The organism is Alteromonas algae (genome assembly GCF_049117195.1).
Lineage (GTDB): Bacteria > Pseudomonadota > Gammaproteobacteria > Enterobacterales > Alteromonadaceae > Alteromonas.
On the sequence record NZ_CP185260.1, the window covers coordinates 3,224,928 to 3,239,437 of the forward strand.

Below are 14,510 nucleotides of genomic sequence, written 5' to 3' on the forward strand. Positions count from 1 at the left end.
GTTAGTGAAGTAAATCTGGAATGTAAGGTTATATTCCAGCTATCAAAACAGAAGGAGTTTGTAATGAAAAAGCTAACACTAGCAATGACTATCGGTACACTAATGTCGACAGCGGCAGTTGCGGGTCATCACGATACAAAAATTACGTCTGACTTTGCAAGTTTAGACAGCGATAGTAATGATTATGTATCAGTAGCAGAGTTTGAGCGTGAGATTGAGGGTTCATTCATGGCGAAGATGGATGCCAATATGGATGAAATGATTACTCGAGAAGAGTTTGAATCTTATGTTGAACAAAACCCTAGCATGTTTAGTGACGATATTGTTGTAGCGGTTAAAGCCGAAGGCACAACAGACGCCGTGATCACGAGAGAAGTGACTACAAAGAAGGTAGCAGACGGTGATGTGATCAGCGAGAAGAATAAAGAGCTTCGAACTGAAATTAGTATGTCAGCTGATGCCAAATTCGACAATATCGACATGAATGGCAATGGTGAACTATCGATGAAAGAACTCAAAATGGCTGAAGTAAAGGGCGATTTTGAAGATATGGATAGAAATGCGGATGCGCTTATCACCAAGACAGAGTATCCCATTTATTTTGAGGAAATTGACTCAGAGTAATCTGTCCGAATAATGTTATAGATTGTATAGCATAAAAAGTAAAAAGCCCCTGTCGTTAGACAGGGGCTTTTTTGATAACAACTGAATATGATTGCTTCAGCGAACATAACGTATGCGGTTGCGGTTGCGCTACAGCGCTATGTCCTGACTGACGTTCAAGAGAAACCTTGACGATCTCACGCACTCATTTTATTGAACGCCTAAAAGCAAAAAACCCGCCGTTAGGCGGGTTTTTCTTTATGGGACCTGGCAGTGTCCTACTCTCACATGGGGAAACCCCACACTACCATCGGCGCTAATACGTTTCACTTCTGAGTTCGGAATGGGATCAGGTGGTACCGTATCGCTATGGCTGCCAGGAAAAACTGGTTAACAATTTAGGAAATCTGATATCAATACAATCAAGAGTAATCTACTTTTCACTCTACTTGCTTTATTCTTTATAAGCTTGTCAATCTCAACACCACTAGCCTAAAGCTTCTTGGGTGTTGTATGGTTAAGCCTCTCGGGTAATTAGTACAGGTTAGCTTAACGCCTTACAACGCTTCCACACCCTGCCTATCAACGTCATCGTCTTTAACAACCCTTCCGGACTTTAAAAGTCAGGGATGACTCATCTTTGGGCCGGCTTCCCGCTTAGATGCTTTCAGCGGTTATCCGTTCCGAACGTAGCTACCGGGCAATGCCATTGGCATGACAACCCGAACACCAGCGGTTCGTCCACTCCGGTCCTCTCGTACTAGGAGCAGCTCCCATCAATCATCCAACGCCCACACCAGATAGGGACCGAACTGTCTCACGACGTTCTAAACCCAGCTCGCGTACCACTTTAAATGGCGAACAGCCATACCCTTGGGACCGACTTCAGCCCCAGGATGTGATGAGCCGACATCGAGGTGCCAAACACCGCCGTCGATATGAACTCTTGGGCGGTATCAGCCTGTTATCCCCGGAGTACCTTTTATCCGTTGAGCGATGGCCCTTCCATACAGAACCACCGGATCACTATGACCTACTTTCGTACCTGCTCGACGTGTCTGTCTCGCAGTTAAGCTAGCTTATGCCATTGCACTAACCTCACGATGTCCGACCGTGATTAGCTAACCTTCGTGCTCCTCCGTTACTATTTGGGAGGAGACCGCCCCAGTCAAACTACCCACCAGACACTGTCCACAACCCCGATAAGGGGCCAATGTTAGAACATCAAACATACAAGGGTGGTATTTCAAGGACGGCTCCACACAATCTAGCGACTGTGCTTCAAAGCCTCCCACCTATCCTACACATGTAGGTTCAATGTTCAGTGCCAAGCTGTAGTAAAGGTTCACGGGGTCTTTCCGTCTAGGTGCGGGTACACAGCATCTTCACTGCGATTTCAATTTCACTGAGTCTCGGGTGGAGACAGCGTGGCCATGGTTACACCATTCGTGCAGGTCGGAACTTACCCGACAAGGAATTTCGCTACCTTAGGACCGTTATAGTTACGGCCGCCGTTTACCGGGGCTTCGATCAAGAGCTTCGCTTACGCTAACCCCATCAATTAACCTTCCGGCACCGGGCAGGTGTCACACCCTATACGTCCTCTTACGAGTTTGCAGAGTGCTGTGTTTTTAATAAACAGTCCCAGCCACCTGGTCACTGCGACCCCCATCTGCTTCCACCGCAAGGGCTTAACAAACAGGGGCGTACCTTCTCCCGAAGTTACGGTACAATTTTGCCGAGTTCCTTCACCCGAGTTCTCTCAAGCGCCTTAGTATTCTCTACCTGACCACCTGTGTCGGTTTGGGGTACGGTTCACATAATCATAAGTTTAGAAGCTTTTCCTGGAAGCAGGGCATCAACAACTTCGCTACCTTAGTAGCTCGTCTCGCGTCTCAGCTTTAAGAACCCGGATTTACCTAAGTTCTCGGCCTACTCGCTTTCACTTGGACAACCATCGCCAAGCTTGCCTAGCCTTCTCCGTCCCTCCATCACTGATTATATAAGTACGGAAATATTAATCCGTTTCCCATCGACTACGCATTTCTGCCTCGCCTTAGGGGCCGACTTACCCTGCCCTGATTAGCATGGGACAGGAAACCTTGGTCTTCCGGCGTGGGGGTTTTTCACCCCCATTATCGTTACTCATGTCAGCATTCGCACTTGTGATATGTCCAGCAAGCTTTACAACTCACCTTCATCCACTTACACAACGCTCCCCTACCCAGCACAGTAAACTGTGCTGCCGCAGCTTCGGTATATTGCTTAGCCCCGTTACATCTTCCGCGCAGGCCGACTCGACTAGTGAGCTATTACGCTTTCTTTAAAGGGTGGCTGCTTCTAAGCCAACCTCCTAGCTGTCTAGGCCTTCCCACATCGTTTCCCACTTAGCAATATTTTGGGACCTTAGCTGGCGGTCTGGGTTGTTTCCCTCTCCACGACGGACGTTAGCACCCGCCGTGTGTCTCCCGGATAGTTCTCATTGGTATTCGGAGTTTGCAAAGGGTTGGTAAGTCGGGATGACCCCCTAGCCTTAACAGTGCTCTACCCCCAATGGAATTCGTCCGAGGCTCTACCTAAATAGATTTCGGGGAGAACCAGCTATCTCCCGGTTTGATTGGCCTTTCACCCCCAGCCACAAGTCATCCGCTAACTTTTCAACGTTAGTCGGTTCGGTCCTCCAGTTGATGTTACTCAACCTTCAACCTGCCCATGGCTAGATCACCGGGTTTCGGGTCTATACCTAGCAACTAAACGCGCAGTTAACACTCGCTTTCGCTACGGCTCCGCTATTCGCTTAACCTTGCTACTAAATATAAGTCGCTGACCCATTATACAAAAGGTACGCAGTCACACCACGAAGGTGCTCCCACTGCTTGTACGTATACGGTTTCAGGTTCTATTTCACTCCCCTCACAGGGGTTCTTTTCGCCTTTCCCTCACGGTACTGGTTCACTATCGGTCAGTTAGGAGTATTTAGCCTTGGAGGATGGTCCCCCCATATTCAGTCAAGATAACACGTGTCCCGACCTACTCGATTTCACTGTAAAGCACGCTTCGTGTACGGGGCTATCACCCTGTATCGCTCCTCTTCCCAAAGGATTCCACTACACACTAAACAGCTTAAGGGCTGCTCCCCGTTCGCTCGCCGCTACTAGGGGAATCTCGGTTGATTTCTTTTCCTAAGGGTACTTAGATGTTTCAGTTCCCCTCGTTCGCCTCGTTACACTATGTATTCATGTAACGATACCTGTAAACAGGTGGGTTTCCCCATTCGGACATCTGTGGCTCAAATGCATTTTGTCGGCTCACCACAGCTTAACGCAGACTTACACGTCCTTCATCGCCTCTAACTGCCAAGGCATCCACCGTATACGCTTAGTCACTTAACCATACAACCCTAAAAAGCCTTGAGTTTGGCCTCATGTCCGCCTTTTGAAATCGGACAAGGGTAATGTTGTATGCATGACAAGCTAATCGGAAGAATTGCCTTGCTATCAATCAATGTTGATAACAAGCAATTCAAGTCAAGTAGAGTAAAAAGTGCGTCTTTCGACATCTCAATTACTCTTTTGATTGATTACTATTAATATCAGCTTTCCAAATTGTTAAAGAACATTCGATGAGTCCTGCAAACGCAGTACTTTCATCTTTAGGGTAAAAAACCCTAATCAATGCTTACTAAAAACAGTAAATATTCATTAGGATTTCACTTTCATGTGACACAAAACCAGTCTCCATCTTCGCCATGACTACCGCTTACTTTAGCGAGTAGAAAAACCGTCAGGGAGCTTTGCTTCCGTTTAAGCGGCTTTTTCACGACTACTTGCAACGCAAGTAAAGGAAAATGGTAGGCTTGGGCAGACTTGAACTGCCGACCTCACCCTTATCAGGGGTGCGCTCTAACCAGCTGAGCTACAAGCCTTCAGTCACTTCGCTTATTCAGTCACTTCGCTTATTCAGTCACTTCGCTTATTCAAGCTCAGATTCAAGTTGATGGTGGAGCTAAGCAGGATCGAACTGCTGACCTCCTGCGTGCAAGGCAGGCGCTCTCCCAGCTGAGCTATAGCCCCATAAACTTGTGTCGTTCTTTATTTTCTATAACAAGACTATCTGTGTAGGCACTACATCAAGAGAACTAATGACGTAATAGTAAGGAGGTGATCCAACCCCAGGTTCCCCTAGGGTTACCTTGTTACGACTTCACCCCAGTCATGAAACACAAAGTGGTAATCGTCCTCCCGAAGGTTAGACTAACTACTTCTTTTGCATCCCACTCCCATGGTGTGACGGGCGGTGTGTACAAGGCCCGGGAACGTATTCACCGCAGTATTCTGACCTGCGATTACTAGCGATTCCGACTTCATGGAGTCGAGTTGCAGACTCCAATCCGGACTACGACATTCTTTAAGGGGTCCGCTCCACATCACTGTCTCGCTTCCCTCTGTAAATGCCATTGTAGCACGTGTGTAGCCCTACACGTAAGGGCCATGATGACTTGACGTCGTCCCCACCTTCCTCCGGTTTGTCACCGGCAGTCTCCTTAGAGTGCCCAACTTAATGCTGGCAACTAAGGACAAGGGTTGCGCTCGTTGCGGGACTTAACCCAACATCTCACGACACGAGCTGACGACAGCCATGCAGCACCTGTGTCAGAGTTCCCGAAGGCACGAAACTATCTCTAGTAACTTCTCTGCATGTCAAGTGTAGGTAAGGTTCTTCGCGTTGCATCGAATTAAACCACATGCTCCACCGCTTGTGCGGGCCCCCGTCAATTCATTTGAGTTTTAACCTTGCGGCCGTACTCCCCAGGCGGTCTACTTATCGCGTTAGCTTCGCTACTCACGGCTTAAAGCCACAAACAGCTAGTAGACAGCGTTTACGGTGTGGACTACCAGGGTATCTAATCCTGTTCGCTACCCACACTTTCGCACATGAGCGTCAGTCTTTGGCCAGGGAGTCGCCTTCGCCACTGATGTTCCTCCAGATATCTACGCATTTCACCGCTACACCTGGAATTCCACTCCCCTCTCCAAGACTCTAGTCTGCCAGTTCTAAATGACCATCCCAAGTTGAGCTCGGGGCTTTCACATCTAGCTTAACAAACCGCCTGCGTGCGCTTTACGCCCAGTAATTCCGATTAACGCTCGCACCCTCCGTATTACCGCGGCTGCTGGCACGGAGTTAGCCGGTGCTTCTTCTGTTGTTAACGTCACGGCTAGCAGGTATTAACTACTAACTTTTCCTCACAACTGAAAGTGCTTTACAACCCGAAGGCCTTCTTCACACACGCGGCATGGCTGCATCAGGCTTTCGCCCATTGTGCAATATTCCCCACTGCTGCCTCCCGTAGGAGTCTGGGCCGTGTCTCAGTCCCAGTGTGGCTGATCTTCCTCTCAGAACAGCTAGAGATCGTTGCCTTGGTAAGCCTTTACCTTACCAACTAGCTAATCTCACTTGGGCCTCTCTTTGCGCCGGAGCCTAAGCCCCGTTTGGTCCGAAGACATTATGCGGTATTAGCAGTCGTTTCCAACTGTTATCCCCCTCGCAAAGGCAAGTTCCCAAGCATTACTCACCCGTCCGCCACTCGTCATCTTCTAGCAAGCTAGAAATGTTACCGTTCGACTTGCATGTGTTAGGCCTGCCGCCAGCGTTCAATCTGAGCCATGATCAAACTCTTCAATTAAATATATCGAATTATGAATCGTCGTATAGATACTCTCAATGAGTACCCACACAGATTGTCTTGTTATAAATTGTTAAAGAACGTTGCTATTTACTATTTGCAAATAACGTCAGGACTTGCCTGAACACCTCTCTCGAAGTGGAAGCGCATTTTACATCGTTTGTTTTTGATGTCAACCTTATTTTTTAACTTTCTTTGTAGCTAAAAAAAGGCTTATGCGTTTCAGTTTCTCGGTGGCTTGCAGCCCCCTCAAAACGTGGAGCGCATTATAGATAGCTAACGAAAAAGATCAACAGTAAATTCGTACTTTTTTACTCTTGATGCAAATTAACTGCTTAAACGCTCATTTTTACATCACAAACAGTATTTCTATGCTTCTTTAGACTACTTTTTTCACATTTTATTGTTCTAATTGTTACAAATGAGTAAACTAAGCTCAGCCTCCATTATGATAATAAACACTAGAAAGGTAGGTATATGAAAGTTGGCTTTATTCAATGCGCTGTTATTAGCGCAATTTTTGCAATCGCAGGCTATTTGTTATTTTCTTCAGCTAGTCTAAATCTTAGTCTTCCACTATCAGTAGCAGCTTCGTTACTTATTAGCGGCATTCTCACTCCATGGTTAGCATCACTTTTCCATAGTTCTTCTTCAGTTGATAATTCAACGCCAGTTAAGGGTGCTACTGAAACGTTATACGTAGGTAACCTTCCTTATCGGGCAAATGAATCTGCAGTTAAAGAGTACTTCAGCAGTTTTATTGAAGTGCAATCGGTTCGCTTGATGAAGGATAGAAAGACCGGCAAAAGGAAGGGGTATGGTTTTATCGAGGTCATCACCGATGATCTCACCAGTGTTATAGATAAAACAAATGACTCGGTGTTTCAGGAACGAACACTCAAAGTTCGTCCAGCTAAAGAAAAGATAGAAAACGAGTAAAAACAAAAAAACCTGGGGAAACCCAGGTTTTTTTTATTCTACGCTTAAATTACTCTGACGGTGTTGCACCTTCAGGCTGAGGCAGTGCATTCAATAACGTTTTATTGAATGAATGGAATCGGTTAATCGCTGAGACTAAATCAGGTACCTGCACGTCCTTCATCTCATTTATGATTCCGTTGATTAACGCATTATAGTCTTCATTGCTTTGAAGCTGGCGTTCAGCGCTCTCAAATGTCTTTACCATCTTATCTATATACTGCGATACCGGGCTTGCGATATTGCCGTATTGATTTTCTGGTTCTCCTTTATCACTGTAATGCTGAATATTCTCATAAGCTTTCAATACATCGCTTTGTGTAGTTCTATTTAGTTGCAATGCGTAACCTACAAGCTCTTTATCATCAAACCCAAGTTCCAATGCCTGGCTAAATGCCTTATCAACGTTTCCAGAGAAAAAGTCATCTGCAAGGTCCTGCGCATCTTCAACCAGCGCCGAGATTGCTTTAAGTTCGTCCTCATCTAACTCTCCCTTTAAAGAAAAGCTAATACCTGATTTTTCAAAATACTCATAAAGCGTAGATTGTTGCATCATTTGCGCGCTCGATTGACTATCGCCACTCGCATCCCCGCCTGATTGTGCATTGTAATACGACGTTTGACTTACAGCATTGAACTGAGAACGGCTTTCAAAGCTTAATGTTACCTCGTCACCATCGCGGGTTCTTATTAAAATACTACCGCTTTTTTCTTCACCGCTTGCAATGGCATTCAATTGTGTTGCCGCATTTACTTGGTTAGGGTTAAAGATATCCCGCTCAAGTTCATTAATACCGTCATCGATTAACGAGCGGCTTTTTGTCATACCGTCTTCTATCTCTTTATTCATAAAACCGGCGAGGTCTTTTTCAGCCATGGCAAAACCTCGGCTTACACCCTCTCGTGCTTGGCTAAACAAGCTATTTAGCTTTTCATCACCCGCACCGCCTTCTGCAGCACCTCTAATCACGCCGCCAACAAATCGCATAACATTCTTCGCGATTTTTTCGAAGTCAAACAAACTATTCGTTTTCTCTTCGTCTTTTTCAGCAACCTCAGTGGACGGCTGTTTACCATCGACTACCAGGTTCTGATTCATACTGGAACTGAATACTCGCAACCCTATTGAAGTTTGCGTGCTGCTTACCGAAACGGTAGCCGCTTGTTGCTTAGTAAATTCAGCTGCCTGCTCTAGGCCGTCCTGTTGAAGTTGTTTTTTCAACGCTTCATTTGGATGAACCGATGCCTTTTGCTCTGCTTTCTGGTCGCCCATGAAAGCCTTTATTTGACTAACGTTCATAATAAGATCCTCACTATCCTCATTCCTGTTATCGGCATCATGTCGGTATTGTTTAATTTTAGTACTATATTTTTTTAGTTCACTGTTTGAATACACGTTGCAGATAAAATAGAACACACTACAATCCACAGCCCTATTTTATTGATTATCTGTTTTTACCAATTGGAGCGCTTTATGACTGTGCCGACACAACAAGACTACCAAGCACAACTTGATGAAAAAGAGGCTCGATTAACCACGTTACTTTCTCAATTTGGTGAAACACACCCTACTGTATTTCCATCATCTCCGGTCCACTACCGAATGCGAGCTGAATTTAGAGTGTGGCATGAGGGTGATGATCTCTACCACATCATGTTTAATCAAGAGACAAAAGAAAAGTATCGCGTTGATACTTTTTTACCAGCCAGCAAAACGATTAACCGTGCAATGGAACGTTTATTGTCGTTAGTAAAGACGAACCCAACGCTTCGCCATAAGCTGTTTCAAATCGATTATCTGTCCGGCCTGTCTGAAGAGCTAGTAATTAGTTTGTTGTATCACAAAGCGCTTAACGATGAATGGGAAGTTCACGCACACGAACTTCAGCAGTTATTGGAACAAGAGTTTGGTACCGTGAATATTATCGGTCGTGCACGAAAGCAAAAACGCATAATAGGAAATGATTTCATTATTGAACGCTTACCTATTAACGGCAGAGAACTTGTTTTTAAACATATTGAGAATAGCTTTACTCAGCCTAACGCTGAAGTTAATTGCAATATGATTGAATGGACGCTTGATTGTGTTAAAAATTTGGATGGTGACTTACTCGAAATGTACTGCGGGGCCGGCAATTTTTCAGTCCCCCTTGCACTTCATTTCGACCATGTAATTGGTACGGAAATAGCAAAGCCATCGGTGCAAGCAGCACAATACAATATTGAAGCTAACGCGATAGACAACTTAAAAATAGTGCGATTATCCGCTGAAGAGTTTACTGAAGCGATGCATGGCACGCGGACGTTTAGTCGCCTAGAAGGGATCGCGTTAAATGACTACAACTTTAAGACTGTATTAGTTGATCCACCGCGTGCAGGGCTTGATGCGGATTCCCTTGAGATGATTCAGGCCTACGAGAACATCATTTACATCTCTTGTAACCCAGAAACGCTTGCGGAAAATTTAGCAGTACTAAGTACAACTCATAATATTGTTGATAGCGCGTTATTCGACCAATTTCCATTCACCCACCATATAGAAGCGGGCGTTTTACTAAGTAAAAAATAGCGTTATCTACTTTTCTTTGTGCACCGAAGCGCCCAGCTGTACAAATCGCAGCTGGGTTTTTACCTTTTCACCAATTTGTAAACGTAGTTCAGTATCTGCTTCTAATGCTTCAGCACCTGCACTAAATACAAGCCTTACCATTGCATCGGCCTGCAGTTGTGCTGATTTAAATTCGGCGTTTTGTCTTTCTATTATGTAATCGGTTAACTCATCAACGAAATGTTGTATTTCTCTAAATACAGCCAGGCGGTAAGCAGATGATGTACCAGTATGTTCCCTCAGCAGCACTCGAAACACATTTTTGTTCGCGGCGATAAACTCCATGAACGTGTCTACCGATGTATTTATAACGCCGCCCCCTGAGGCAATGCGACGGCGAGCTTGACGCATCAGTTGACGAAGGGCTAATCCGGCCTCATCGACAAGCGTGAGACCTAACTCATCGATGTCTTTAAAATGACGATAGAATGACGTAGGGGCAATACCGGCCTCTCGTGCTACTTCTCGTAAGCTGATAGCGGACAAACTGCGGTTTTCATCCAGCAAGGAGAATGCGGCGTGAATGATATTTTGTCGCGTTTTTAATTTCTGTTCTTGGCGAGTCACAATGGTTCCATCTCTTTATCTCTGCTTAGTCTATCCCATGTGAGGTAAAAGTTAGAAGTGAAAATATTTTTCTTGATTGAGCCGTTCTCACGCTATAAAACGCGAAGACATCGTCGCCACAGCATTAAAACACTTTATAGAACAAGTACTAGGATATAAAAAACCGCTTAAAATTCATTATTTACAATGTTTTTTCTATACTGTGTGATAGCAAATGTAATCTGAACTTAACCTTGTTTTACTTGCCTGAACGACCATTAAACGCTAAATTAGCGCACAGTTGTAAGCTGAGTGGTATAAAATGAAAAAACCTCCAATTATCCTGACAAATGTACTGGTGTTTATTATCACCGGCGCAATTGCCTTCATCGGCGCCCCACTTTGGGTCGCGTACAATGGAATAGATTGGGTAGAAATCGCTACCGCAATTGTTCTATTTTATTTTACAGGCATGAGCATCACCGCGGGCTATCACCGCCTATGGTCTCATAAAACCTATGATGCCAACGTTGTGGTACGTGTAGTACTTGCTATCGGTGGCGCAATGGCGTTACAGAACAGTATCCTACATTGGTCCTCTGATCATCGAATTCATCATCGTCATGTAGACGATAACGACAACGACCCTTATTCTGCAAAGCGTGGACTGTGGTTTGCGCATATCGGCTGGATGTTACGCGAGTACCAAGCCAAGCGGTACAGCGACTACAGCAACTGTAAAGACCTACAGAAAGACAAAGTAGTAATGTGGCAGCACAACTACTACCTGCCAATTATGATAGTGGCTAATTTTGGTGTTACTGGGCTGTTAGGGTTTTTAAACGGCGATATATTAGGCATGATTTTAGTTGCTGGCTTTCTTAGACTAGTGCTGGTTCATCACGTAACGTTCTTTATTAATTCCTTAGCGCATTTTTGGGGCAACCAACCTTATACCGATAAGAACACTGCCAGAGATAACGGCATACTCGCGTTCTTCACATTCGGAGAGGGTTACCATAACTACCACCATATTTTTGAATACGACTATCGAAACGGTATCAAGTGGTATCAATTTGATCCGACAAAATGGTTAATTAAAGGCTTATCCTTTGTTGGTCTTACAACAAATCTTCGACGCGTTCCTGAGGAGCGTATTGAAAAGGCATTAGCTGCAATGCAGTTGCAACGGGCAAGCGAAAAAGCCTCGGTATTGCCGAATGCGGATGAAGTTATGCACACCATTCAGCAAGAATACGACTTGCTGATTCAGAAAATGTCCGACTACTATGCAACTAAAAAGCGTCTGATGCGGGTGAAACATAAGTCACTTAAACGCTCATTAGAAGGCTTAGAGTTAAAGTACAAATATAAAGAACTGAAACATTCTTTTGCTGTTCAAAAAGAAAAGTGGGGGCAATTGCAAAGTTTATCGCTGCAATTTGCCTAACACGGTTACTCGGTTGTAATAACAAAGCCCGCCTTTACTTGTAAAGGCGGGCTTTGTTTTATTTGTCGTTTACGACTAGAGTTGGAAATACAAAAACAGTACCTTAGTACATACTAGGACAAACAACTGTTGTATATGTGGCAACGTTTATAGGGGCAATAATGGCAACGAAAGCAAAGCAAAAAGCACCATCACCGTCTTATCATTACGATGCGATAGTTATTGGCACAGGGCCTGGCGGAGAAGGCGTCGCTATGCAAATGGCAAAGGCCGGTAAACGTGTTGCGGTTGTCGAGCGATACGAAGCGGTAGGCGGAGGATGTACGCATTGGGGCACAATACCTTCAAAAGCGCTTCGTCACTCAGTGAGTCGACTTATAGAGTACAACAGCTCTCCCCTGTTTGCTGATAACCATTTGAGCCGAAGCCTGACATTTGCGGAAATCATGCACCACGCCAGCGGCGTAGTAAAAAGTCAAACCCGTCTTCGTTCATCATTCTATGACAGAAACCGTGTAACCCTGTTTCATGGTGAAGCCAGTTTTATCGACGCGAATACCTTACAAATAACCCGTGAAGATGGATCTAAAGATATTGTTACGGCAGCACAAATTGCTATCGCGACAGGGTCCCGTCCTTACTGCCCTACTGATATCGACTTTACGCATCCGCGGGTCTATAACTCTGACACTATCCTTTCGTTAGACCATGATCCGAAATCTATCATCATCTATGGTGCCGGTGTAATTGGAAGCGAATATGCCAGTATATTCAGAGGTATGGGCGTTAAAGTTGACCTGGTCAACATGAGAGACCGCCTTCTCTCTTTCCTTGATACGGAAATTTCAGATGCCTTAAGTTACCACCTATGGAACAACGGTGTATTAATACGCCACAATGAAACATACCAGTCTGTTGAAGCAACTGACGATGCCGTGGTGCTTAATTTAGAGTCTGGTAAGCGGATGAAAGCCGACTGCTTGCTTTTTGCAAATGGAAGAACAGGCAATACCGATACCCTAGCGCTTGAAAATATAGGCCTACAGGCTGACAAGCGCGGCCAGCTAAAAGTAAATGAAAGCTATCAAACTGAAGTCGATAATGTGTTCGCTGTGGGTGATGTAATTGGTTACCCAAGCTTAGCATCGGCAGCATATAATCAGGGCCGTTTTGCGGCAGAAGCGATGCTTGGAAAAGTCAAACATTCTGCGTTAGTAGCCGATATTCCAACAGGTATCTACACCATTCCTGAAATAAGTTCAGTGGGAAAAACAGAGCAAGAGTTAACGGCTGCAAAAGTACCTTACGAAGTAGGCCGCGCGCAGTTTAAGCATTTAGCGAGAGCACAAATTGCGTCAACACAAGTAGGGAGCCTTAAAATTTTGTTTCATAGAGAGACAAAAGAAATACTCGGCATTCACTGCTTTGGCGAAAGGGCTTCGGAAATTGTACACATTGGACAAGCAATTATGCAGCAAAAAGGTGAAGGCAATACGATAGAATATTTCGTCAACACCACATTTAACTACCCAACAATGGCGGAAGCGTATCGGGTAGCGGCGATCAATGGATTAAATAGGATTTTCTAGCAGGCATAAAAAAACCGGCTTATAAGCCGGTTTTTTTATTTATATTAATTTCGGTTCGCAGCTAGTGCGTTTAGCGCTTCTTTGTGCGCTACAATTTCAATATGCATCTCTTCTTGATCGAATGTCATTGTAGCAATCGCGTAATCTCCACGACTTTCGCTTGCAACGTCGATCAGCTTTGTTTGTGCATCACGGAAACGAATGTTGTTGCTGATGTTATCAGCCATACATTGGTTATTCATTTCGAACGTCTTTGCATCCATACAATCGAAAAGTTGGTTTTCACCAGATTCCGCATGCGCAATACCAAATGAAAGTGATAATGCTAAACCTAAAACTACTTTACGCATGTCTTGTCTCCTGTATTACAGTGCGTCACTGTATGAGTAACTATACTGTATATACATTAAACAGTCAATCTTGATCATAGTTTTATGACAGTAATATGACAAACTGTCACATTTGAGGCGTTTTTATGGATAAAATAGATGTATTGAACGAAGACATTAAGCGGTGTACGTTATGCGAAAGTACATTGCCGAACCCGCCTCAACCCATTATAAACATTGGGATGGCGCCCTCTTTGCTTATTATCGGACAAGCACCAGGACGAGAAGCCCACCAACACAACAAACCTTTTTATGACAAAAGCGGCGATCGGCTTAGAAAATGGCTAGGCTTAGAAGAATCAGTATTTTATAACCCTAAATATGTTTCTATCATGCCAATGGGGTTTTGTTTCCCAGGCTATAAAAACAATGCTGATGCCCCGCCACGTAAGGAATGCGCGCCTAAGTGGCACTCGCTAATCATTGACACCATCAAACCTAACATGCGTATTATTGTGGGTAGGTATGCGCAGCAATACCATTTACCTCAATTTAATACGTTAACAGATGCGATCAAAGGATGTTCGCCTACTGATAAGCATATTGTGTTGCCCCACCCGTCGGGTAGAAACAACCGGTGGATGGCAAAACACCCATGGTTTGAAGCGAACTACTTACCCGAAATACAAAATAGAGTTAAGGACATCATTCTACGCTAACG

Annotated in this window: 9 protein-coding genes, 2 tRNA genes and 3 rRNA genes; 6 read left to right on the forward strand and 8 right to left on the reverse strand. The window is 44.7% G+C overall.

From position 1 onward, the window contains the following. Positions 1–63 precede the first annotated feature (63 nt). Positions 64–624 carry a hypothetical protein gene (locus ACOJRU_RS14345; protein ID WP_421132422.1) on the forward strand — a complete coding sequence of 187 codons (561 nt, stop codon included), beginning with the start codon at positions 64–66 and terminating at the stop codon, positions 622–624. 244 nt (positions 625–868) lie between these two features. On the opposite strand, the gene rrf is transcribed toward ACOJRU_RS14345, so the two are convergent. The 5 genes from rrf to ACOJRU_RS14370 form a co-directional block, all read right to left on the reverse strand. After that, positions 869–984, reverse strand: a 5S ribosomal RNA gene (gene rrf, locus ACOJRU_RS14350). 132 nt (positions 985–1,116) lie between these two features. Then, positions 1,117–3,995: ribosomal RNA gene (locus tag ACOJRU_RS14355) — 23S ribosomal RNA — on the reverse strand. A 456-nt stretch (positions 3,996–4,451) separates the two neighbouring features. Then, positions 4,452–4,528 (reverse strand) — tRNA-Ile (locus ACOJRU_RS14360). Between the two features lie 72 nt (positions 4,529–4,600). After that, positions 4,601–4,676 (reverse strand) — tRNA-Ala (locus tag ACOJRU_RS14365). An 80-nt stretch (positions 4,677–4,756) separates the two neighbouring features. Beyond that, a 16S ribosomal RNA gene (locus ACOJRU_RS14370) occupies positions 4,757–6,289 on the reverse strand. Together the 16S, 23S and 5S rRNA genes with 2 tRNA genes alongside form the textbook arrangement of a ribosomal RNA operon. Before the next feature lie 477 nt (positions 6,290–6,766). Between ACOJRU_RS14370 and ACOJRU_RS14375 the strand changes: the two genes are divergently transcribed. Beyond that, positions 6,767–7,228: an RNA recognition motif domain-containing protein gene (locus tag ACOJRU_RS14375; protein ID WP_421132423.1), complete on the forward strand. Its 462-nt coding sequence runs from the start codon at positions 6,767–6,769 to the stop codon at positions 7,226–7,228. Between the two features lie 49 nt (positions 7,229–7,277). On the opposite strand, the gene ACOJRU_RS14380 is transcribed toward ACOJRU_RS14375, so the two are convergent. Next, positions 7,278–8,567 (reverse strand): DUF5610 domain-containing protein, encoded by a 1,290-nt coding sequence (locus tag ACOJRU_RS14380; protein ID WP_421132424.1) that lies wholly within the window; start codon positions 8,565–8,567, stop codon positions 7,278–7,280. A 174-nt stretch (positions 8,568–8,741) separates the two neighbouring features. On the opposite strand from ACOJRU_RS14380, the gene trmA reads away from it, so the two are divergent. After that, a complete protein-coding gene (trmA, locus tag ACOJRU_RS14385) occupies positions 8,742–9,836 on the forward strand; it encodes a tRNA (uridine(54)-C5)-methyltransferase TrmA (protein ID WP_421132425.1) in 1,095 nt (364 codons plus the stop codon). Between the two features lie 6 nt (positions 9,837–9,842). Here trmA and fabR read toward each other — a convergent pair whose 3' ends face one another. After that, a complete protein-coding gene (fabR, locus tag ACOJRU_RS14390; protein ID WP_421132426.1) occupies positions 9,843–10,442 on the reverse strand; it encodes an HTH-type transcriptional repressor FabR in 600 nt (199 codons plus the stop codon). A 301-nt stretch (positions 10,443–10,743) separates the two neighbouring features. On the opposite strand from fabR, the gene ACOJRU_RS14395 reads away from it, so the two are divergent. Together ACOJRU_RS14395 and sthA are read left to right on the forward strand one after the other, a co-directional pair. Beyond that, complete coding sequence (locus ACOJRU_RS14395) at positions 10,744–11,871, forward strand: acyl-CoA desaturase (RefSeq protein ID WP_421132427.1); 1,128 nt, start codon at positions 10,744–10,746, stop codon at positions 11,869–11,871. Between the two features lie 161 nt (positions 11,872–12,032). After that, positions 12,033–13,460 carry a Si-specific NAD(P)(+) transhydrogenase gene (gene sthA / locus ACOJRU_RS14400; RefSeq protein ID WP_421132428.1) on the forward strand — a complete coding sequence of 476 codons (1,428 nt, stop codon included), beginning with the start codon at positions 12,033–12,035 and terminating at the stop codon, positions 13,458–13,460. A 44-nt stretch (positions 13,461–13,504) separates the two neighbouring features. On the opposite strand, the gene ACOJRU_RS14405 is transcribed toward sthA, so the two are convergent. Then, a complete protein-coding gene (locus tag ACOJRU_RS14405) occupies positions 13,505–13,810 on the reverse strand; it encodes a pyridine nucleotide transhydrogenase (protein WP_421132429.1) in 306 nt (101 codons plus the stop codon). 125 nt (positions 13,811–13,935) lie between these two features. Here ACOJRU_RS14405 and ACOJRU_RS14410 point away from each other — a divergent pair, with 125 nt between their 5' ends. Next, on the forward strand, positions 13,936–14,508 hold the full coding sequence (locus tag ACOJRU_RS14410; RefSeq protein WP_421132430.1) for a uracil-DNA glycosylase family protein: 573 nt from the start codon (positions 13,936–13,938) through the stop codon (positions 14,506–14,508). Positions 14,509–14,510 lie beyond the last annotated feature (2 nt).

Bases quoted from the DNA above. Each gene is read 5' to 3' on its own strand.
- ACOJRU_RS14345 (WP_421132422.1), top strand. From the start codon at position 64: ATGAAAAAGCTAACACTAGCAATGACTATCGGTACACTAATGTCGACA.
- ACOJRU_RS14405 (WP_421132429.1), bottom strand. From the start codon at position 13,810: ATGCGTAAAGTAGTTTTAGGTTTAGCATTATCACTTTCATTTGGTATT.
- ACOJRU_RS14375 (WP_421132423.1), top strand. From the start codon at position 6,767: ATGAAAGTTGGCTTTATTCAATGCGCTGTTATTAGCGCAATTTTTGCA.
- ACOJRU_RS14395 (WP_421132427.1), top strand. From the start codon at position 10,744: ATGAAAAAACCTCCAATTATCCTGACAAATGTACTGGTGTTTATTATC.
- ACOJRU_RS14380 (WP_421132424.1), bottom strand. From the start codon at position 8,567: ATGAACGTTAGTCAAATAAAGGCTTTCATGGGCGACCAGAAAGCAGAG.
- sthA (WP_421132428.1), top strand. From the start codon at position 12,033: ATGGCAACGAAAGCAAAGCAAAAAGCACCATCACCGTCTTATCATTAC.
- ACOJRU_RS14410 (WP_421132430.1), top strand. From the start codon at position 13,936: ATGGATAAAATAGATGTATTGAACGAAGACATTAAGCGGTGTACGTTA.
- trmA (WP_421132425.1), top strand. From the start codon at position 8,742: ATGACTGTGCCGACACAACAAGACTACCAAGCACAACTTGATGAAAAA.